The sequence below is a fragment of the Aeromonas sp. OTU364 genome (assembly GCF_038440395.1).
Lineage (GTDB): Bacteria > Pseudomonadota > Gammaproteobacteria > Enterobacterales > Aeromonadaceae > Aeromonas.
Window position 1 is genome coordinate 92,244 of sequence record NZ_JASATR010000002.1, and the last position, 21,513, is coordinate 113,756.

The 21,513-nt window shown below is 63.5% G+C and carries 16 protein-coding genes; 8 read left to right on the forward strand and 8 right to left on the reverse strand.

Annotated elements, in window-relative coordinates:
- Positions 1-62: 62 nt before the first annotated feature.
- The 5 genes from AAHB08_RS03315 to AAHB08_RS03335 form a co-directional block, all read right to left on the reverse strand.
- Entirely contained in the window at positions 63-2,189 is a 2,127-nt protein-coding gene (locus AAHB08_RS03315) for an alpha-amylase (RefSeq protein ID WP_342058094.1), read from the reverse strand.
- Positions 2,190-2,428: 239 nt separating this feature from the next.
- Complete coding sequence (locus tag AAHB08_RS03320; RefSeq protein WP_342058095.1) at positions 2,429-3,595, reverse strand: hypothetical protein; 1,167 nt, start codon at positions 3,593-3,595, stop codon at positions 2,429-2,431.
- Entirely contained in the window at positions 3,595-3,966 is a 372-nt protein-coding gene (locus AAHB08_RS03325) for a GtrA family protein (protein ID WP_005324511.1), read from the reverse strand. The genes AAHB08_RS03320 and AAHB08_RS03325 overlap by 1 nt, the downstream gene beginning before the upstream one ends.
- A complete protein-coding gene (locus AAHB08_RS03330; RefSeq protein WP_139436505.1) occupies positions 3,963-5,000 on the reverse strand; it encodes a glycosyltransferase family 2 protein in 1,038 nt (345 codons plus the stop codon). The genes AAHB08_RS03325 and AAHB08_RS03330 overlap by 4 nt, the downstream gene beginning before the upstream one ends.
- 53 nt (positions 5,001-5,053) lie before the next feature.
- Positions 5,054-5,599, reverse strand: a complete 546-nt coding sequence (locus AAHB08_RS03335; RefSeq protein ID WP_025327877.1) for a hypothetical protein — start codon at positions 5,597-5,599, stop codon at positions 5,054-5,056.
- A gap of 310 nt (positions 5,600-5,909) precedes the next feature.
- Between AAHB08_RS03335 and AAHB08_RS03340 the strand changes: the two genes are divergently transcribed.
- The 4 genes from AAHB08_RS03340 (at position 5,910) to AAHB08_RS03355 (ending at position 9,257) form a co-directional block, all read left to right on the forward strand.
- Positions 5,910-6,677 (forward strand): substrate-binding periplasmic protein, encoded by a 768-nt coding sequence (locus AAHB08_RS03340; protein ID WP_342058096.1) that lies wholly within the window; start codon positions 5,910-5,912, stop codon positions 6,675-6,677.
- A gap of 91 nt (positions 6,678-6,768) precedes the next feature.
- Positions 6,769-8,250: a L,D-transpeptidase family protein gene (locus AAHB08_RS03345; protein ID WP_319913176.1), complete on the forward strand. Its 1,482-nt coding sequence runs from the start codon at positions 6,769-6,771 to the stop codon at positions 8,248-8,250.
- Between the two features lie 148 nt (positions 8,251-8,398).
- On the forward strand, positions 8,399-8,944 hold the full coding sequence (locus AAHB08_RS03350) for a DUF882 domain-containing protein (RefSeq protein ID WP_342058097.1): 546 nt from the start codon (positions 8,399-8,401) through the stop codon (positions 8,942-8,944).
- A gap of 61 nt (positions 8,945-9,005) precedes the next feature.
- A complete protein-coding gene (locus AAHB08_RS03355; protein ID WP_202046917.1) occupies positions 9,006-9,257 on the forward strand; it encodes a DUF3862 domain-containing protein in 252 nt (83 codons plus the stop codon).
- Positions 9,258-9,351: 94 nt separating this feature from the next.
- On the opposite strand, the gene AAHB08_RS03360 is transcribed toward AAHB08_RS03355, so the two are convergent.
- Together AAHB08_RS03360 and cysZ are read right to left on the reverse strand one after the other, a co-directional pair.
- Positions 9,352-9,966 carry a trimeric intracellular cation channel family protein gene (locus AAHB08_RS03360; protein ID WP_042649503.1) on the reverse strand — a complete coding sequence of 205 codons (615 nt, stop codon included), beginning with the start codon at positions 9,964-9,966 and terminating at the stop codon, positions 9,352-9,354.
- A 125-nt stretch (positions 9,967-10,091) separates the two neighbouring features.
- Positions 10,092-10,865, reverse strand: a complete 774-nt coding sequence (cysZ, locus tag AAHB08_RS03365) for a sulfate transporter CysZ (RefSeq protein WP_342058098.1) — start codon at positions 10,863-10,865, stop codon at positions 10,092-10,094.
- 398 nt (positions 10,866-11,263) lie between these two features.
- Between cysZ and AAHB08_RS03370 the strand changes: the two genes are divergently transcribed.
- The 3 genes from AAHB08_RS03370 (at position 11,264) to ligA (ending at position 17,886) form a co-directional block, all read left to right on the forward strand.
- Entirely contained in the window at positions 11,264-14,638 is a 3,375-nt protein-coding gene (locus AAHB08_RS03370) for an AAA family ATPase (RefSeq protein ID WP_342058099.1), read from the forward strand.
- A 15-nt stretch (positions 14,639-14,653) separates the two neighbouring features.
- Positions 14,654-15,781, forward strand: coding sequence for a cell division protein ZipA (zipA, locus tag AAHB08_RS03375; protein WP_342058100.1), 1,128 nt, complete (start codon positions 14,654-14,656; stop codon positions 15,779-15,781).
- A gap of 98 nt (positions 15,782-15,879) precedes the next feature.
- Entirely contained in the window at positions 15,880-17,886 is a 2,007-nt protein-coding gene (gene ligA / locus AAHB08_RS03380; RefSeq protein WP_342058101.1) for an NAD-dependent DNA ligase LigA, read from the forward strand.
- A 59-nt stretch (positions 17,887-17,945) separates the two neighbouring features.
- On the opposite strand, the gene AAHB08_RS03385 is transcribed toward ligA, so the two are convergent.
- On the reverse strand, positions 17,946-18,920 hold the full coding sequence (locus tag AAHB08_RS03385) for an ABC transporter substrate-binding protein (RefSeq protein ID WP_342058102.1): 975 nt from the start codon (positions 18,918-18,920) through the stop codon (positions 17,946-17,948).
- A 432-nt stretch (positions 18,921-19,352) separates the two neighbouring features.
- Here AAHB08_RS03385 and nrdD point away from each other — a divergent pair, with 432 nt between their 5' ends.
- Positions 19,353-21,470 (forward strand): anaerobic ribonucleoside-triphosphate reductase, encoded by a 2,118-nt coding sequence (gene nrdD, locus AAHB08_RS03390; protein ID WP_342058103.1) that lies wholly within the window; start codon positions 19,353-19,355, stop codon positions 21,468-21,470.
- Positions 21,471-21,513 lie beyond the last annotated feature (43 nt).

A 21,513-nucleotide genomic window follows, 5' to 3' on the forward strand; every position in this document is an offset into this window, starting at 1 on the left:
GCCTGCGCAATGAGAGAGGGGAGCCACTGGCTCCCCTCATCGTTTGTCCGACACTGGCCCGGTTATGGCTGCCGGCCGGCGAACACCACCACCACCTTGTCCTCCCCCTTCTCCCGCACGAAGGCGTAGGGGGCATCAGACAGCTTCTTGTGGCTGCCTGCCGCCACCGCCGGGTGGGCGGCGCGGAACTGGCCGAGTTGCTGCCAGTGCTTGACCAGCTCGGCCTTGTCGCCACTGGCCAGCTCCTGCCAGTTCATGTCGGATCGCACGCTCTGATCGAACACGCCGCCATCCTTGGCGAGCCCGCGGCCGGACTCGTCCCCGTAGTAGAGCTGGATGCCCCCCGGCAGCAGCATAAAGCTGTTGGCTACCCGTCGTTGCAGCGGCACGTCCTGGTAGTCGCCAAAGAACAGCTTGGTGTCGTGGGAGCTGATGTAGCTCAGCACGTTGAACTCGGGATCCTGGTTGATGCGGCTGGCGTAGCTGGCATAGGTGGGCTCGGCGCCCGCCATGCACTGGGCCTGGGGCAGGGCAAATTCCCGCTGATAGTCGAAGTTGATCAGGGAATCGAAGCCGTTCTGATACCAGAAATCCTTGGCGACCCCGTGATCCCACACCTCGCCCACCATGTAGAAGGGCAGATCATCGAGGGCCTTGTCCGGGTTGGCGGCCTTCCACTCCTTGAGCGCCGCCGTGCCCGCCTGCTTGAGTTTGGCCCAGACCGCGGGCTCCAGATGCTTGACGGTGTCGGCCCGGAAGCCGTCGATGCCGAAGCGGCGCACCCAGTCGGTGTGCCAGGCGATGAGGTAGTCGCTCACGGTGGCGTCGGGCAGGGCCTTGGCCCGGGTGTCTTTTTTCGCCGCCAGCAGCGGCGGCAGGCCCACCGGCTTGCTGGATTCGGTCAGGAAGTCCGGCAGCCCCGCCACCGAGCCGGTGACGTCGTCGGTGCCGGGTTGCGGGTAGCCGGGCAGACCGGCGCGCACCCAGTCAGGGCCCCACCATTGGCTGCTCCAATCGCTCGATTGATAGTCGAAGAACTGGTTGTAGCCATGCCAGTTGAGGCCGCCGCTCGGGCGCCATTCGTTCCAGCGGCTCGGCAGTTTGCCGCTGTTCTGGGTCAGATCGGTGAGCCCCAGATCCTGCAGGTCGGCCAGGGTGGCGTAGCCTGCGTGGTTCATCACCACGTCCAGGATGATCCGCATGCCGCGCTTGTGGGCCTCGTCCACCAGGGTCTTCAGGCTCTCCTCGTCGCCGTAGTTGGGGTCAATCCTGGTGAAGTCCAGCGCCCAGTAGCCGTGGTAGGCGTAGAAGGGGAAGCTGCCTTGCTCGCCGCCGCCGATGAAGCCGTGCACCTGCTCCACCATGGGGGTGATCCAGATGGCGTTCATGCCGAGGGACTTGATGTAGTCGAGCTTCTCGGTCAGCCCCTTGAAGTCACCGCCATGCCAGGTAGCGACCTCGTCCTGGCCATCCTTCTGGCGGCCGAAGCTGTGATCATTGCTCGGGTCGCCGTTGTGGAAGCGGTCGGTCAGGAGGAAATAGACCCTCGCCTGATCCCAGCTGAAGGGGGCGGCCTTGGCCGCCTCGACCGGCTCGAGCAGCAGCAGGCCGCCGCTCTCCTTGCTTGGCGTCAGGGTCAGCTTGCCCTGTTTGACCACGGCCTCTTGTTTCGAGTAGGCATCCCGCAGCCGGGTGCCGTCGGGCCAGACCCCCTGCAGCGACACCGTCACCGGGCCGCCATCCCAGCTGATGCAGGGCTTTGTGGGGGGTTGGCGCTTGAACTCGCTCTTCTTGGTCGCCCGCAGCACCTTGAGGCTGGGGGTATCCGGGTTGAAGGTGAACTCGTAGTCACCGGCCAGCATCACCCTCAGGGTGAAACTCGCCTCCTTGCTGCACTTGTCCATGGGCTGGGCTGTGCCGAAGGGGAGGGGCCTGGCCTCGGTCGGCCCGAAGCTGGTGCCGCAGCTGTTGCCCGCATCGCTGATGCGGATCTGGTGGCTCCCCTTGTCCAGCCTGTGGGTCAGGGTGACTGTGCCCTTGTCCAGCGTCAGCGCCTCGGCCACCGGTTTGCCATCCACATGGAGATGCACCTCGGGGGCGGCCAGCGCCTGACCGACGAACAGCGGCGTGGCCAGCAGGGCGAGCCACAGGGAGGATGGGCGGAGATCGAAACGAGGCGAGGGACGCATAGGCCATTCCTTGAGCTGAGTGAGGAGATCGGGTTCCGTTGAGGCACTCATTCTAGGGGCCCAGCGGGTGGGCTTGGACCGGCAAAATGCCGATTTGTGAGGTCAGTTCAAATGGTTACGTTTTCAAGCCCGGCAAAGTGTGATGGCCGCCCAGCTGCCCGGAGCGCGGCGCCATAAAAAATGCCGGTCGATGGACCGGCATGTTCAGGTGGGGCTGTTCGCCTGCGGGCGAGCGCTCGTCAGACGGTAAAGAACTTGAAGTTGACGAAGGCCACCGCGATGAAGGAGGCGACCATGCCGCTGATGCAGAGTACCGCAGGGCGGATGGCGGGCCAGCGATGGGCCAGCAGGATGATGGCCAGCAGGGTCGGGTAGAGGCCGAACATATAGCGCGGCATGGCGTTGAGCCCTGTCATCAGCGGTATGGTGCAGCAGATGAACATCAGGGTCGCCTCGGCCCAGCGCTTCTGGCTGAACAGATAGCCGTTCAGGCACCAGCCGAAGATCACCATGATGGAGAGGTAGGCCTTGCGACCACCCAGCTCGAAGCCGCTCAGCCACCAGTCCAGGGGGCTGTCCATGTAGCGACCCCAGGCGACCTGGATGTGCTTGAAGGCGAGCGCATCCCCGGTCAGGTGATAGAGGTAGACCATGTAGGAGAAGAGGCCGAGGGGGATGAGCCAGAGGGTGAACACCACCTTGAAGGCCCGCTCGGTGAAGCGGAAGAACTCGCGCCAGCCGTAGGCCTGCAGCGCCAGGATCAGCACGGGGAACACCATCATGACCCCCAGGTTGCGGGTCCCGGAGATGAAGATGCCGAGGAAGGCGACCATCAGCCACTGCTCGCGGTAGGCGAACAGGAACATCCCCAGCATCAGCGCCATGAACATGGACTCGGTATAACCGGAGACGAAGTAGGCGGAGAAGGGGGAGAAGGCCAGCAGCCAGACCCCGAAACGGGCGGTCTCATCCCCCAGCTTGAGTTGGCGCAGTACCAGCAGCATCAGCGGCAGACTGATGAAGAAGGCGATGTTGGCCACCAGCATCAGGCCGATCAGGCTCTCCATGTTGAGCAGGCTGGAGAGCCCGCCGGCGAGCATGGGGTAGAGCGGCATGAAGGCCCAGTTCGCCGCGTTGCCCTTGCTCAGCCAGCGCGGGTAGAGGTCGTAGCCGTTCTCTATGATGCGCTGGAACCAGACGCAGTCGAACTGGCAATAGGCTTGCAGCGGGCCTATGTCGGGGGCGCCGTAGAGCTGGACGCCGAAATAGCCCATGCCGTACAGGGCCACCCGGCTCAGCACGAAGGCGGCGATGATCATCAGCCAGTCGCGGTTGCTGATGCGCAGTGACGGGCGATAGGGGAGTGCATCCCCGGCGAGGGGAGGAGTATTGGTCATGTCATTCATCAGGCAAAAACCCAGACGCGAGAGAGTATGTAGGTGAGTACGGTAACGGTCAGGGTGGCAATCACCACCGGCAGCAGTCCGGAGAGGCCCGCAAACAGCAGGCCGCTCAGGATGAGGTTACGCACCGCCAGGGAGAAGAGGGCCACCAGCAGAAACTTGCTGGCGGCACCTTGCTTCTGGAAGGTGATGTAGCGATGGCCGAAAAACGAGAACCAGAACGCGATGGCAAAGGCCAGGGTCGTGACCAGATGCTCCGAGATGGCGGGCCAGGTGTGGAACAGGGCGATGGAGGTGCCCAGATCGACGAGGGTGGCCCCCCCGCCGACGAAACCGAAGCGAACCAGCCGCCAGAATTCCTCGCGGGAGATCATTGGGACGCCGGCTCCTGCTTGTCCGCATCCTGCGCCTTCTCACTCTGGGTTGCCGCCGCATCCGGCTGCTTGCCCGCGTCCTGCCGGGCATACTGGCCGTAGACGCCCTCGATGAGGTAGACGGGGCGCTGCTTCACTTCCACGAACATGCGGCCTATGTACTCGCCTATGATGCCGAGCGACAGCAGCTGAATGCCGCCGAGGAACAGCATCACCGACATCAGGGAGGCGTAACCCGGCACGTCTATGCCGAAGAAGAGCACCTGGGTGATGATCTTGAGGATATAGAGGAAGGCGATGAAGGAGACGCCGACCCCCACGTAGCTCCACACCCGCAGCGGCCAGCTGGAGAAGCTCATCAGGCCGTCGAGGGCAAAGTTCCACAGCTTCCAGTAGTTGAACTTGGTCTCGCCGGCGTGGCGGGCGGGACGCTCATAGGGAACGCCGACGGCACGGAAACCGGCCCAGGCGAAGAGCCCCTTCATGAAGCGGTTGCGCTCGGGCAGTTGCTTGAGCGCCTCGACCACCTTGCGATCGATGAGTCGGAAGTCACCGGCGTTCTCCGGCAGCTTGGTGCTGGTGGAGAGGGCGTTGAAGAAGCGGTAGAAGCCGCCTGCGGTGAGCCGTTTCATCGGGGTGTCGGCGCTGCGATCGACCCGGATGCCGTAGACGGTGTCGTAGTCACCGGTCTGCCACAGCTTGACGAACTCCAGGATGAGGGAGGGGGGATCTTGCAGATCCACGTCCATGGGGACCATGGCATCGCCCTTGGCCTGATGCAGGCCCGCGGTCATGGCCGCTTCCTTGCCGAAGTTGCGGGCCAGGTTGACCAGGGTCACGCGCGGGTCGCGGGCGATGGCCTGCTCGACCACTTCGCGGGTGCGGTCGCGGCTGCCGTCGTTGACGAACACGATTTCAAGCCGGTCTTTGAGGGGGGCCAGTTCGGCATCTATCGCGCTGATGAAGGCGTCTATGCTCTCTTCCTCGTTGTAAACGGGCACGACCAGAGAGAGTCGAAAATCGGCACGGGACATGGAAACTTCCTTATTGAAAGAATTATTTTATAAGACTGCTGGGATCTTCAGCTTCACTGAGCGACGGTCAGACGTACCGACTGGACGTTGAGCGGTGTCGGAGCGGAGAGCGCCAGGAAGTTGGGATGCTTGGGATCGGCCGTCAGGGAGTCGCCCGGCAGGTTGAGCCGGATCTCGTTGATGCCCGCCTTGGCCAGCTTGACCGTGGTGGTGAAATCATGACCCAGGGCCACCTTGAGCAGGGTACCGGCTTCGGGGCTGTTGATCCTGGCCTGGATGGTGAGCTGCTCAGGTTGGGCCTGCTGCTTGGGCAGCACGAAATAGAGGCCTCCCTTGCCACTGAGCTGGGTACCCTCGGCACTGGGCTTCTTGGCCCAGCCTTCGCTGGAGAGGAAGCGGCTCGGTTTGGTCAGGTTGAGCTCGTTGCCCGGCTGGTAAGTCATGCTGGAGTTGTGCTCCCAGAAGCGGGTCTTGCCTTCCAGGTAATAGAGCTTGTAAGCCAGACTCACGTTGGGGTGAGCGGCCAGGTAGAGGGTGTAAAGGTAAAAACCGCTCAATGCCAGTATGGCAGCCAGAAAACCGAACTTTTTGTAGGTCATATTACTCACTCGATGCCCGACGGATAGGTAGGCTGGATTCGCGCATATGCTAATCCAATTGCAAAAAAAGCATAGTGGATCACAAAAATAAATTTGCTCACATATTAACCCCCAATGCCCCTGCAGACCAAGGGACTTTGGGGTCGTGTGCATCCTGCCTCTGCAGTGGGCTAGCAGCATGGCCTGGGGCCCTGTCCTGAACATGGCCGCATCAGGCAAATGGCTGATATTGCACATTGCTGTGGCAGGATCTGTCGCCATTTCCCTTTGGCAGAATTAAGATGAGCCGTCCCGCCGTCAAGGATGACTCATGAGACTGCTAGCCCTGTGCCTGCTCTGCTGCCTGCCCCTTCACTCGCTGTTGGCCCAACCGCTCTGTACTTCTCCCCTGCGCGTCGGTTTCGACGACTGGCCTCCTTATCACTATTACCAGCAGGAGAACGGCCACCGTGAGCTGCGCGGCTTCGCGGTCGAGTATCTCAATGCCGTCTCTGCCAGGCTGGGCTGCCGCCTCGTCTATCTGGAGCGTCCCTGGAAGCGGGGGTTGCACGATCTGGAGCAGGGCCGGCTGGACATCGCCATGGAAGCCTATTTCGTTGAAGAGAGGACGCGCTATGCCTGGTTCTCCACCGCCTACAACCCGGGGCGCACGGCACTCTGGGTGCGCAAGTCCGGTGACAAGGGGGAGCAGGATCTGGCGAGCTGGCTGGCCAGGGGCAACAGGCTGGGGGTGACCAGGGACTACAACTATGGCCCCGAGATAGCCCGTCTGCTGCAGCGCTACCGCGCCCAGGTGAGCGAGGTCAATGACGTGCAAAACTATCGCAAGCTGCAACTGGGACGGATAGACGGATTTCTTGGGGATATTCTGGCCACCCCCTGGGGTCTGAAGAGAGAGGGACTGGCAGAGGAGATAGTCCCCCATATCATGGGGGTCTATGAGACGCCGACCTTCTTCATGCTGAGCAAAAAGACCTTGTCGGAGGCGTTTTTGCAGCGTTTCAACCAGGCGCTCGAGGCCGTTGGCAAGAGCGGGGAGCATGCGCTCATCTGGCGCCGTTACGTGCCCGCCCGCTAGCAAAGTCGCCAGCATTCACGCATCATGGGCACCTGACCGTGGCGCCTGACAGGCCGAAGTGAACCGATATGAGGTAAGCGTGGTAAGAAGCATGGGTAAGAAGTATTGGTTGGCATTGGCAAACCTTATCTGGCTGGGCTGCTGGCCGGCAGGCATGGTCCAGGCCAGCGCAGAACAGATGGTGGTGGCCAGTCCCAGCATCCAGCATGACTGGTATCAGAACAGCACCGCAGAGCAGGCGCGCCATGAGCTGGAACTGCAGCTGCAGGAGGCGGTGCTTGCCCAGTTGCACCCGGATTTCTACCGGCTCTGGCAGCAGTTGCAGAAGACCCCGGCCGACCGGCGTGGCGCCCTCTACGACGAAGCCTTCGGCAAGCTGGCGCGTTTTCAGCAGGCCTGGCGCGCCATGGATCTGGTCGCCCGCGAGCAGATGCAGACCCTCAAGCTCGATCTGACCAAGCCCCTGGCCCACGAGCCCCTGGGTGACAACCTTCTGGATCAGGTCAAGCAGCTCAGGCCCCAGGTCGCCGAATACGAGGCCGTGCGCGACGAAGTGCGCAAGCTGCTGGCCATGCCCATGGCCAAGCACTGGCCGACCCTGGACATGCCGACCCTGCGGGCCGGGGAGAGCGCCACCGAGCTTGGGCAGATCCGCTCCATCCTCAACGAATTGGGGGACGGTGCCCCCACCCATCAGGACAGTCTCTACGACGCGGACACCGAGCAGGCCATCAAGCAGTTCCAGCGCCGCCACGGCCTGACCGCAGACGGCATCATAGGTCGCCAGACCCGCTCCTGGCTCAATACCGGGCCGCAAGTGCGCGCCAGCCTGCTGCTGCGCAACCTGTGGCGCCGGGATCTGGTGGATCATCTCGCCGGTCGCTACGTGCTGGTCAACATCCCGGATTACCGCCTGAGCGTGGTGGAGTCCGGCAGCGAGGTCTTCACCAGCCGGGTCATCGTCGGCAAGGAGCAGCGGGCCACCCCCATCCTCGCGAGCGAGATCCGCTCCATCGTGCTCAACCCCGCCTGGCACGTGCCGCGCTCCATCCTGAGCAAGGACATTCTGCCCAAGCTGGGTCGGGATCCCGCCTATCTGGACCGCGAGCAGTTCGAGGTGATCGACGGCGAGGGCAATCCGGTGCAGTTCAGCGAGGATGGCTGGCACCATGCGCTGGCGTCGGGCTTCCCTTACCGGTTGCGGCAAAAGCCGGGGGATCACAATGCCCTGGGGCGCTACAAGTTCTACCTGCCGAACAACGACGCCATCTACCTGCATTCGACGCCGCGCAAGGCCCTGTTCGAGCAGGGGGCGCGCGCCTTCAGCTCCGGCTGTATCCGGGTCGAGCACGCGGACGATCTGGCCGAGCTGCTGCTCGCCGACTCCCGCTATCAGCCGGACAAGGTGGCCAGCATACTAAAAGAGACCCAGACCAAGTGGCTGCCGTTGACCACCCCTATCCCTGTCTTCACCGTCTACTGGAGCAGCTGGATCGACGAAGAGGGGCGCCAGCAACTGCGCAATGACATTTACGGATTCGATCGAGTGAGCTTCCAGAGCCGCTTGCTGTGATCCCCGCCACAGAGTGAAGCGCCCGGCTCCTGCCGGGCTTTTTCATGGCCCTTTGCGGTTTGACATGACTTTTACGGGCGGGTAGTTTCGGCCTCTGTATCATATTCATTCACCACTGTTACTTCACTCTGGAATGGACGGACAACGGATGCTGGACCAAGAGATAAGCCGACGCCGTCTGCTGCTGGGGGCCGGTTGCCTGATGGGGACCAGCCTGCTGTCGTTCCCGGCCGTGGCGAGCCGCAGCACGACGGGGCGTGAACTCAGCTTCTTCAACCTCAATACCGGCGAGCGGGTCAACGCCAGCTATTGGGAGAATGGCCGTTATCTGAACGATGGCCTGGCGGAGCTCAACCATATCTTCCGCGACTATCGTCGCAACGAGGTGTTCAACATCGACAGGAAGCTGTTCGATCAGCTCTTCCTGCTGCAGCACAAGCTGGGCCGCAAGGGGGAAATTCAGCTCATCTCGGGGTATCGCTCCCCGGCCACCAATCGCCAGAAGCGCCAGCGCAGCCGTGGTGTCGCCAAGCACAGCTACCACACCCTGGGGCAGGCGGTGGATGTGCGCATCCCCGGCGTGCAGCTGGCGCACCTGCGTAAGGCGGCCCTGAACCTCAAGGTCGGCGGCGTGGGTTACTACCCCTCCGACAACTTCGTCCACCTGGATACCGGCCCGGTGCGCAGCTGGTAACGGGTTGGCACAGGGTGGCCTTGAGCTGCTAGGCTCTGGACACTATCCAGAGGAGAGACAGATGAAGCATATTTTGCTTGGCGGGCTGATCGCCCTGCTGCTGGCCGGGTGCAGCAAGCTGAACCGGGAAAACTACGACAAGCTGAAGATGGGGATCACCTATGCCGAGGCGAGCGCCATCCTCGGCAAGGCGGAGCGTTGCGACGATGCGCTCGGCACCACTAGCTGTATCTGGGGCGGTGAGGGCAAGAACATCAAGATCCGTTTCATTGCCGACAAGGCCACCTTCTTCAGTTCGGAAGGGATCAACTGAGTCAGTCTTCTCACTGTCATCAGCAACAAAAAAGCGCCATCCGGCGCTTTTTTGTTGCGTGCAATCCAGCCGATCTGGCCAGAAACTGGCGCGCTCAGTGGGTGGCGTACTGGTAATTGAAGGTGGGGAGTCCCCACTTGAAACGCACCGCCAGCAGTCGCAGCACGAAGCCGATGCCGATGGCCCCGAAGGCGGCCCAGTCATTGGGCAGGCCCTGATCCAGCGCGAAGCAGTAGAGGGCGGCCGTCACCAGGGAGACGGCGGCGTAGAGCTCGCGCTTGAACACCAGCGGGATGCGTTGGCACAGGAGATCCCGCAGCACGCCGCCAAAGACGCCGGTGACCACCGCCATGATGCAGGCGATGCCGGCCCCGTGTCCCATCTCGAGCGCCCGGGCGGCGCCAAAGATGGAGAAGACCACCAGCCCCAGGGCATCGAGGGCCAGGAACAGCTTGCCGAGATAACGCATCAGTGGGGCCGAGATGACGCCTGCCATGGCCGCCCCCGCCACCAGCAGCACATATTCGGGGTGCTCCACCCAGAGCAGGGGGTAGTGGCCCAGCAACACATCCCGGATGGTACCTCCCCCTATGGCCGTCGCCGAGGCGATGATGACGACACCAAACAGATCCATCCGCCGCCGGCCCGCCGCCAGCGCGCCAGTCATCCCTTCGGCCACCAGGCCGAGCAAGAAGAGTGCATGTAACATGAGTTATCCCAGGGTGCGAGAAAGGCCCGCATCCTAACAAGCCTGCTCTGGCACGACAAGCACTCTCATGTTTGCATTAGATAAAGTAATGAAAAGGGGGGCTATGCCCCCGTTTTTGGTTATGACTACTCGGCTCTGCGGCGAAGCTGCTCGCTGCGATACTGATCCACCCACATGGCGGTGGCGCCACAGATGGCGACCGGCATCACGAACAGATTGACCACGGGAATGGCGGAGAAGAGGGTGACCAGGGCACCGAAGCTCAGGCATTTGCCGCGGCGCTGCTTCAAGGCATCGCGCATGGTGATGAAGTCGATCTTGTGGTTGTCGAACGGGTAGTCCACATACTGGATCGCCATCATCCAGGCGCTGAACAGGAACCAGAGCACGGGGGCCAGGGTCTGGCCCACCACCGGAATGAGGAACAGGATCAGGCAGCCGATGGCCTTGGGCAGGTAGTACTTCAGCTTGGTCCACTCGCGGCTGAAGGTGCGCGGCACATCCTTGACCACGTCCAGCATGCCGGTGTCGCTCACCGCCTCGCCGGTGAGGATCTGCTCCACCTTCTCCGCCAGCAGGCCGTTGAAGGGGGCCGCTATCCAGTTGATCACCGAGCTGAAGATGAAGGAGAACACCACCAGTATGGTGATGAGGGCGATGGGCCACAGCAGGTAGTCGAGCCAGGAGAGCCAGCTCGGGATCTGCTGATGGAGCCAGGCGAACAGGCCGTCGAGTTGCAGCAGCAGGGCATAGAAGGCACCGGCGAACAGCACGAAGTTGACCAGCAGGGGGATCAGCACGAAGGTGCGGATGCCCGGCTGGCGAATGAGGGAGAAGCCGCGCAGGAAGTAGTCTGCACCGCTGACCGAATCTTTGACCATGTGAGGGGATTGGCTCATCTGAGATCCATCAATGAATGGGTAGGGTGCCAGCATATTACAAACAAGCCTCCAATTTGGTAAAGTCGCGAACTATTCCCGATATCCCGTCCGGTCAGGCCGGACGTCGGATGATATGGGTGTGCTGGCTGCCTACGTAGTCCCAACAAGGCCGGGTCCGGATCTGGTAAAGTCGAGAACTATTCTCGATATCCCGTCCGGTCAGGCCGGCTGGATGCTGGATGCTGGATGATATTCGTGGGCTGACTGCCTGCGCACGACCAACAAGGCCGGGTCCGGATCTGGTAAAGTCGCGAACTATTCCCGATATCCGGTCCGGTCAGGCCGGACGTCGGATGATATTCGTGGGCTGACAGCCCGCCCACCGCCTCTTCATTTCGCCACTGACACGGGTCGCCATGCGTCTGAAACTGATCAAACTCGCCGGCTTCAAGTCGTTCGTCGAGCCGACCCGCATCGAACTGTCGGCCGACATGACCGCCGTGGTGGGCCCCAACGGCTGCGGCAAATCCAACGTCATCGACGCCGTGCGCTGGGTGCTGGGGGAGAGCTCGGCCCGCCACCTGCGCGGGGAGAACATGACGGACGTCATCTTCAACGGTTCCATCAACCGCAGCCCCCACGGCCGCGCCTCGGTGGAGCTGGTGTTCGACAATCCCCACAACCGGGTGCCCGGTGAATTTGGCCGTTATACCGAGATCTCGGTGCGCCGCGAGGTGCTGCGTGACGGCTCCAACCACTACCAGATCAACGGCCAGAAGTGCCGTCGCAAGGACGTGACCGATCTCTTCCTCGGCACCGGCCTGGGCCCGCGCAGCTACGCCATTATAGAGCAGGGCACCGTCAGCCGGCTGGTGGAGTCGCGCCCGGCGGACCTCAAGCTCTTCATGGAAGAGGCCGCCGGGGTCTCCCGCTACAAGGAGCGGCGCCGGGAGACAGAGCAGCGCATCCGTCACACCCAGGAGAACCTGGAGCGCCTCGGCGACATTCGTGGCGAGCTGGGTTCCCGCCTCGAGCATCTCAAATCCCAGGCCGAAACCGCCGAGCGTTACAAGCAGCTCAAGAGCCGCAGTCGTGCCGCAAGGGCCGAGCTCATCGGCTCCGAGCTGTGGGCGCTGGAGACCCGCCTCGGCGAAGCCAAGAGCGAGCTGGCCCAGGCAGAGCAGGCGCTGGCGGCGCTCGATGCCAAGCGCACCGCGGGCGAAGGGCGCCACGTCACCCTGTCGGTGGCCCGCCAGGAGGCCCAGGCTGAGCAGGCGAGTCGTCAGCAGCAGATCTTCCTCGGCGGCCAGGCCATCGCCCGTCTCGAACAGCAGCAGCTTCACCAGACCGAGCTCGGTCGCGACTGGCAGGTGCGGCGCCAGGCCCTCGGCGAGCGCATCGAGACCATCAGGGGAGAGCTGGGGAGCCAGCAGGAGCAGCTGACCGAGGGCGTCCTCCAGGGGGAGGTGGAGTCGGCGCGTCTCGAGCAGTGTGAGCAGTTACTTGCCGATCAGCAGGCCGTTCGCCTCGCGGCTGGCGAGCGGCTTGAGCTGGCCCGCCAACACCAGCAGCAGTGGCAGCAGCAGCTCGGTCAGGCACAGGGCAGGCTCAACCAGACCCGTGCCCAGCGAAGCGGCCTGCAGGAGCTGCAGGCCAAGACCCGGCTGGCGCGACTCAAGCTGGAGGATGAACAGGCCGGCCCCCTCGGCGGGGAAGGTGAGAGCCTGCAGCCCGCGCTGGATGCCCTGTCGGATGAGCTGGCACTCTCTCGCGCCCACCACGAGGCGTTGGAACAGGCGTGGCAGGCCGGCGTGGCCAGCCACGAGGCCCTCAAGGGACAGCGGGATCGGCAGGGCGGCCTGCTGCGCGAGCTCGGCGCCCGCCTCACAACCCTTGATCAGATTTTGGGGGAGCAGATGCAGGGTGCGACCCTGGCGGATCGGTTGCAGGTCGCCCCCGAGTGGACCCAGGCGCTGGACAAGGTGCTCGGGCGCTGGCTCACCGCCCAGCCGGGGGACCAGTGCAACCTCGAGCAGGGCGGGCTCTGGATAGGCCCGGCTCACCCAGCGGTGCCCGGCACCCTGGCGGCCCGGCTCGAGGGGGATCACATCCCCGCCTTCCTCAACGTCATCTGGCTGGCCGATGACAGGGAGGCGGCCCTGGCCCGCCAGTCATCCCTCCTGGCCGGTGAGTCTGTGCTGACTCCGGCGGGGGACTGGTTTGGCCCAAACTGGGCCGATCTCGGCCAGGGCGGCGCCCTCGGTACCCTGGCGCTGCTCGGTGAACGTGAGCGGTTACACACCGAACTGGCCGCTGGGGAGCTGGCGCTGGTTCAGCTCGATGCCCAGTTGAAGGCCGCAGATGCCGACCGTGCCCATTTGCACAGCGCCCTTGAGGCGAGCCAGCGCACCCTGCGCGAGCAGGAGCAGAAATGGCAGCAACTGCGGGAAGCCTGGAGCCTGCAGCAGGGTCAGCGTCAGGAGCGGCTGCTGCGCCTCGGCCAGCTGGGGGAAGAGTTGATCCGGTTGGACAAGGAGCAGGCCGAGGAGGCCGAGCGGCTGACTGCGGTCCAGCAGCAGCTCGAGCTGGAAGAGGCGCACCTTGCCGAGCTGCAGGAGCAGGGGGAGCCGCTGGCGGAGGCTCTCTTGCTGGCCCAGGAAGGGGTCGCCAGTACCGAGCGGGCGCTGGAGGAGGCGCGTGCGCGCCGGGAGCAGCAGCAGGCAAGCTGCCAGCGCTGGCAGCTGGCGCAGCAAAATCTGGCGCAGCTCATCGCCCTGCGCGAGCAGGAGCTGGCCCGGCTCGGGCTGGAACTGGCCGAGCTCAAGGGGCCGGACGCCCAGGCGGTGCAGGACATCTCGCCCCTGCTGGCGGAGCAACGCAACCTGGAGGCGCAGCAGCTCGCCTGCCATCAGCGGCTCGCCGAGCTGGAGCGTCAGCTGACCGAGCTGGAGCAGGCCAGAAGCGCCGACCACAAGCAGCTGGTGGCCCTGCAGGAGAAGCTCGCCCAGCTCAGGCTGGAGCGGGAGCGCAACCTGACCCGGCGACAGGGGCTGCACGAGCAGTTCGAAGAGCTGGGCGTGCGTCTGGTGGATCTCGATCAGGCGGTGCTGATCGCCGCCGATCGCGGCAAGCTGCGCCAGGAGATCCAGACCCTGGAGACACAGGTGGAGGCACTTGGCGCCATCAACCTGGCGGCGCTGGAGGAGTATGAAGAGGCGAAAACCCGGGCAAGCTACCTGGAAAACCAGTGCCAGGATCTGGAGCAGGCGCTGGAAACCCTGAGCCAAGCCATTAAAAGAATTGATAAAGAAACACAAATACGCTTCCGCGACACTTTCGATAAGGTCAACGAAGATTTAAAATCCCTGTTCCCGAAAGTGTTCGGGGGGGGCAGTGCCTGGCTTGAGCTGACCTCGGACGATCTTTTGGAAGCCGGAGTGAGCATCATGGCAAGACCTCCGGGCAAGAAGAATGCTACCATTGCCCTGCTTTCCGGGGGGGAGAAGGCGTTAACCGCCCTTGCGCTGGTTTTTGCCATCTTCAGACTCAATCCAGCACCCTTCTGTCTGCTGGATGAGGTGGATGCACCGCTCGATGAAGTGAACGTGGGTCGCTTCTGTTCTCTTGTCAAAGAGATGTCGAGCACAGTACAGTTCGTTTACATCAGTCATAATAAGGTCTCCATGGAGATGGCCGAGCAGCTGATAGGCGTCACGATGCAAGAGCCCGGGGTTTCTCGCATCGTGTCGGTTGACATCGGTGAAGCCGTCGCTTTGGCTGAGCAAAACTAGAAAGAGAAGCAGCTAATGCAGGAATTGCGTTACATCTTGGTTGCCCTGGGCGGTATTGCCATCGCGGCATTGCTCATTCACGGGTTGTGGAGCAACAGAAAGAACCGTCAGGCACCGATCAAGGAAAAACCCCTGGGTCGGATGGAATCCAAGTCACGGGATCGTGACAGCGATGCGTTTGACAGCGATGGCATCGGTCAGGTGCGCGTGGTCAGCGGTGGCCGTCGTGCCGAGCCCAAGCTGCGCAACGACGAGGCCCATCAGCCGGAACCCCGCCGTGCCGCCACAGTGCCCGCCTTCGATGAGGACGAGGATGACGATCTGCCGCCGCCCGTGGTGCGCAAGCCAGCCCCTCGTCCGGTGACGCCGCCCCCCGTCTATGAAGAAGAAGACGAGTATGAGGAGCCGAGCGCCGAGCCTGTCGAAGAGGTGCCTGCCGCGCCGGTACGCAAGCCTGCCCAGGTGATCCGCCGCACTCCGGTGCACCGCTCCCGCCCCCAGCGCGAACCCATGATGCAGCCACTGGACGACGAGCCGCTGGTGGAGCCTGCTTACGCCCAGGCGCCGACCTTCGGTGCCCGCGAGCCCGCGCCGCAGCAGCAAGCCCGCTATGCCCAGCCTGCGCCTGCGTATGAAGAGCCCGATTATGATGACGAGCCCGCCTACGAAGAGCCGGTCCAGGTGGTCGAGCCCGTCCAGGAGCTGCCGCCGGTCGAGAAGATCTGGCAGGATGTCTATGTCATCAACCTGATGGCTCGTCCTGGTCACGATCTGCAAGGGGCGACCCTGCTCTCCTCCCTGCTGGCGCTGGGCTTCAAGTTTGGCGAGATGGACATCTTCCACCGTCACGAAGATCTCAACGGCAAGGGTGAAGTGCTCTTCTCCATGATCAACATGGTCAAGCCGGGTACCTTCAACCCCTACCGCATGGAGCAGTTCAGCACCCCGGGTGTGTCCCTCTTCATGCAGCTGCCCCTGCGCAGCAATGCGGCCTTTGCGTTCGAGCACATGCTGCAGGCGGCGGATCAGCTGGCGAGCGATCTCGATGCCATGCTGACCGATGCCTCGCGCAGCCCGCTCAGCGACGACGACATTGCCCGTTATCGCCATGAGCTGGCCGCCTACGAGGCCAGCCGCGACTGATGTGCCGTGGGCCTCAGCCATGAAAAGTGCGGTACCCAGGTGCCGCATTTTCATTTCTGCCCCAGACTGATTGTTCCATCACACTTCGAGACTTCTTCATGAGCGACATCCTCTCCCGCCACCGTCAACTGTGTGAACTGCTCACCGAATATGGCCATCAGTACTATGTGCTGGACAACCCCACGGTGCCGGACGCCGAATACGATCGCCTGATGCGCGAGCTGATCGCGCTGGAAGCCGAGCACCCCGAGCTGAAAACCCCGGCCTCCCCCAGCGTGCGGGTCGGCGGCCAGCCGCTCTCTGCCTTCAGCCAGGTGCGCCACGAGATCCCCATGCTGAGCCTGGACAACGTCTTCAGCGACGAAGAGCTGCAGGCCTTCGAGCAGCGCATGCGCGATCGCCTCAAGCGCGAGCTGAACTTCACCTTCTGCTGCGAACCCAAGCTGGACGGTCTGGCGGTCAGCCTGCTCTATGTGGACGGCCAGCTGGTGCAGGCGGCCACCCGGGGCGATGGCGCCACGGGGGAGGAGATCACCGAGAACGTGCGCACCATCAAGGCCATTCCGCTCGTCCTGCGGGGCTCGGGCTGGCCTGCGCGACTGGAGGTGCGTGGGGAGGTCTTTATGCCCAAGGCCGGTTTCGAGGCGATGAATGCCAGGGCGCTGGCCGCAGGGGAGAAGGTGTTCGTCAACCCGCGCAACGCCGCCGCCGGCAGCCTGCGCCAGCTCGATTCCCGCATCACCGCCAGCCGTCCCCTGAGCTTCTACGCCTATGGCGTGGGCATAGGCGGCGACGAGCTGGGGAACTCCCACTTCGTTCGCCTCAACCAGCTCAAGGCCTGGGGGCTGCCGCTCAGCCCCGAGGTGAAGCTGAAAGAAGGCGCCGCCGGTTGCCAGGCCTTCCACGACGACATCCTGGCCCGTCGCAGCGAGCTGCCCTACGAGATCGACGGCGTGGTCTACAAGGTGGACGACATAGCGCTGCAACAGGAGCTCGGTTTCGTGGCCCGGGCCCCGCGCTGGGCCACGGCCCACAAGTTCCCGGCAGAAGAGGAGATGACGGAGCTTGAGAACGTCGAGTTCCAGGTGGGTCGTACCGGCGCCGTGACCCCGGTGGCCAAGCTCAAGCCGGTGTTCGTCGGCGGTGTCACCGTCTCCAACGCCACCCTGCATAATGCCGACGAGATAGCGCGCCTTGGCGTCATGATCGGCGACACCGTGATAGTGCGCCGGGCGGGGGACGTGATCCCGCAGATAGTGGCCGTGGTGGAGGCCCAGCGCCCTGCGGATGCCCGCGAGATCCTCTTCCCCACCCAGTGCCCGGTCTGCGGCTCGGCGGTGGAGCGGCTGGAAGGGGAGGCGGTGACCCGCTGCTCCGGCGGCCTGTTCTGCGAGGCGCAGCGCAAGGAGGCGATCAAGCACTTCGCGGCGCGGCGCGCCATGGACGTGGACGGTCTGGGTGACAAGATAGTAGAGCAGCTGGTGGACAAGGGGCTGGTGAAGACCCCGGCGGATCTGTTCAGCCTCAACGCCATCCAGCTGGCCGGTCTCGAGCGGATGGGGCAAAAATCCGCCCTCAATCTGGTGGCCGCCATCGACAAGGCCCGCAGCACCACCCTGCCGCGCTTCCTGTTTGCCTTGGGCATTCGCGAGGTGGGAGAGGCGACGGCACTGAACCTCGCCAACCACTTCCTCACCCTGGATGCCCTGCGCGCCGCCTCGGTGGAGCAGCTGCTTGAGGTGGCCGACGTGGGGGACATAGTGGCCAAGCACGTCTACTACTTCCTGCGTCAGCCCCATAACATAGAGGTGCTGGACGCCCTGCTGGCCGCCGGCATCCACTGGCCGGCCATCGAGAAGAGGGAGGCTGCGCAGCAGCCTTTCGCCGGCAAGACCTTCGTGCTGACCGGTACCCTCACCACCTTGTCCCGCAACGATGCCAAGGCGGCGCTCCAGGCCCTGGGGGCCAAGGTGGCGGGATCTGTGTCGGCCAAGACAGATGTGCTGGTGGCAGGGGAAGCTGCCGGCTCCAAGCTTGCCAAGGCGCAGGAGCTCGGCATCACCGTCTGGACCGAAGAAGAGTTGCAGGCGGCGATCCAGCCCTGAGTTGATAGGAGCACAATAAAACAGACCCGGCCAGATGGCCGGGTCTGTCGTTTTCGGGCTCAGTCGACATAGCTCACCCGCCCCTGCCATCTGGATGGGGCCTCAAGCTGCCAGCGTGCCAGCTCGCTCTTGCTGAACAGGTATTCACCGCGCTGGGCGGCGCGGGGGGAGAGGGCCTGTGGCGCCCTACCCGCCAGTATGGCGTTGGCGAGCTCTGCCGCCTTCTCCCCCTGGGTGCGACCATCGAGCACCAGGCCGCCTATGGTGCGGCCTGGCCCCACCGCAAACTCCCAGAAACCGAACAGGGGCACGGGGCTGTGGGCGCTGGTCCAGGCCAGCACCTGCTGCTCGCTCACATGCAGCCCCTGCTCGTCGGTGAGAGTGTGATAGAGGCCGAGGAAGAGAGCCTCATAGCCGTTCTGCCAGCTGGCGAGCACCGCCTCCTGCCAGCGCCTGTAGTCGTTGAATTGCCGGCTGCTCACCCGGGTCTGGCCGACCCGCAGCTCGCTGCGCCCCTTGAACTCCTCCTCGATGGCGGTGCGCGACACCTCGCTCTCATCAAACAGCACCAGCGCCTTGCCGATGCCGCCCATCAGCTGGCTCATCTCGCTGATGTTGCGCTTGAGCAGGGGGCGTTCCAGCACGCCGGTGATCAGAGGGTGGCCGACCAGCCCCTTGGGGCGCGGGTTTTCGTTCATGCCGAGAAAGACCACAGGGGTGCCCAGGGCGGCGATGGGGCGGGCGAGGGCGTTGATGGCGTTGTCATCGCCGAGCACCACCAGGGCCGGCTTGCGTGCCTGATAGGCCGCCATCCCCTGGCTGACGAGCTGCTCCCGGGTCTGGTGAGGCTGACGCTTGGTATCCAGGTAGAGGTGGCTGATGTGGTGCTCGCCCTTGAGGTGCGTCTTCAGGCCGGCGCTGTAGCTCTGATCCCACAGATTGGCCTGATGGTAGCTGCTGATCACCAGGATCTCGGCGGCCAGCAGCTGGAGCGGGAAAAGGGCTAACAGGAGCCACACCTTGGTCACGTTCATTTTCCATTGGCAGGAGACTGCACCCATTATGTGCGTTCCGGCTGTTGGTTGCCTCGGTCAATTGTTGTCAGATGGTGCCATCCTCCCCCGGGACCCTCCATCGGGCGCCAGCCCGTACCCCGTCTGGGATGCGCACGAGAAGCCTCTTTTGGCGCTGGTTGTGAACTGCGCCACTCCTTCCAAAACCTGTCCTGGATCAAGAAACGGGTCATCGCTTTGGGGCCTAATAGCTACCACATATAGGGGTTAGCATAAAAAAAATACCCATATATAGTGTTATCAAGCTGTGCATAAGTCGTCTCCCTCTCAGCGTCAGCCCGGGCCTCTCAGGCCCCGGCTGAATGCATGTGCGCCGGGGATAGGGTGTGGAGAAGGGGACTCAACAAGGGTGAGCCCAGGGTGGCTGCCAGGCCTTTAATGCGGGGAAAATCGATGAAACCGGTAGTGATCAAACGTGATGGATGTCGCGCACCATTCAATGGCCAGCTGATCGCCGAGGCGGTGAGCCGGGCGGCGGAAGCGGTCAATCAGGCCAATCCGGCGCTGGCACTGCGCATCTCAGGCGCGGTCAGCCAGGAGCTGGAAGGGCGGGGCGAGGTGGATATCCACGAGATCCAGAACCGGGTCGAGAACCATCTGATGGCGTCCGACGACAAGGCCATCGCCCGCGCCTACATCGAGTACCGTCACGACCGGGATCAGGCCCGCGAGGCCCGCGGCCGGCTGGCCCAGGAGATCCGTGGCCTGGTGGAGCAGACCAACGCGGCCCTGCTCAACGAGAACGCCAACAAGGACTCCAAGGTGATCCCGACCCAGCGCGACCTGCTGGCGGGCATAGTCGCCAAGCACTACGCCATCAGCCACATGCTGCCCCGCGAGGTGGTGCAGGCCCACGAGAGCGGCGATCTGCACTTCCACGATCTCGACTACTCCCCCTTCTTCCCCATGTTCAACTGCATGCTGATCGACTTGCAGGGGATGCTGACCCACGGCTTCAAGATGGGCAACGCCGAGATAGACACCCCCAAATCCATCAGCACGGCCACCGCCGTGACCGCCCAGATCATCGCCCAGGTGGCGAGCCACATCTATGGCGGCACCACCATCAACCGCATCGACGAGGTGCTGGCTCCCTATGTGACCATCAGCTGGCAGAAACACCGGGAAGTGGCCGAGGAGTGGGGCATCAGCGATGTGGACGCCTACGCCATGGCCCGCACCGAGAAGGAGTGCTACGACGCCTTCCAGTCCCTAGAGTACGAGGTCAACACCCTGCACACCGCCAACGGCCAGACGCCCTTCGTCACCTTCGGCTTCGGCCTCGGCGACAGCTGGGAGTCGCGCCTCATCCAGCGCGCCATCCTCGGCAACCGCATCGCCGGCCTTGGCAAGAACAAGAAGACCGCCGTCTTCCCGAAACTGGTGTTCGCCATCAAGGATGGCCTCAACCACAAGTTGGGGGATCCCAACTACGACATCAAGCAGCTGGCGCTGGAGTGTGCCTCCAAGCGGATGTATCCGGACATCCTCAACCATGACCAGGTGGTGAAGGTGACCGGCTCCTTCAAGACCCCCATGGGCTGCCGCTCCTTCCTCGGTGCCTACGAGGAGAATGGCGAGCTCATTCATGAAGGGCGCAACAACATAGGGGTGGTGAGCCTCAACCTGCCGCGCATCGCGCTCAAATCCCGCGACGAGGCGGATTTCTGGGACAAGCTGGATGCGGCACTGCGGGTGGCCAAGACGGCGCTCATGTACCGCATCAAGCGACTGGATGGCGTCAAGGCGCGGGTCGCCCCCATCCTCTATATGGAAGGGGCCTGCGGCGTGCGCCTCAAGGCCGACGACAACGTCAGCGAGATCTTCAAACATGGCCGCGCCTCCATCTCGCTCGGCTACATCGGGGTACACGAGACCATCAACGCCCTGTTCGGCACGCAGACTCATCTGTTCGACAGCGACACCCTGCGCCAGAAGGCCATCGCCATCATAGCGCGGCTCAAGGCGGCCACCGACGAGTGGAAAGAGGAAACCGGCTACGGCTTCAGCCTCTACTCCACCCCGAGCGAGAACCTCTGCACCCGCTTCTGCCGCATCGATGCCAAGGAGTTCGGCGTGGTGGCAGGCGTAACCGACAAGGGCTACTACACCAACAGCTTCCACCTCGACGTGGAGAAGCAGGTGAACCCTTACGACAAGCTGGACTTCGAGGCGCCCTATCCGCCCATCGCCAGCGGCGGCTTCATCTGCTACGGCGAGTACCCCAACATCCAGCACAACCTGGAGGCGCTCGAGAACGTCTGGGACTACAGCTATGACAAGGTGCCCTACTACGGCACCAACACCCCCATAGACGAGTGCTACGACTGCGGCTTCACCGGCGAGTTCGAGTGCACCTCCAAGGGCTTCACCTGCCCGCGCTGCGGCAACCACGATCCGGCCAAGGTGTCGGTGACCCGCCGGGTGTGCGGCTACCTCGGCAGCCCGGATGCGCGCCCCTTCAATGCGGGCAAGCAGGAAGAGGTGAAGCGCCGGGTCAAACATATGTAAGTCGGGCGGCTGAGCGGCAAGATGGCTCCCGATGATGAGGGAG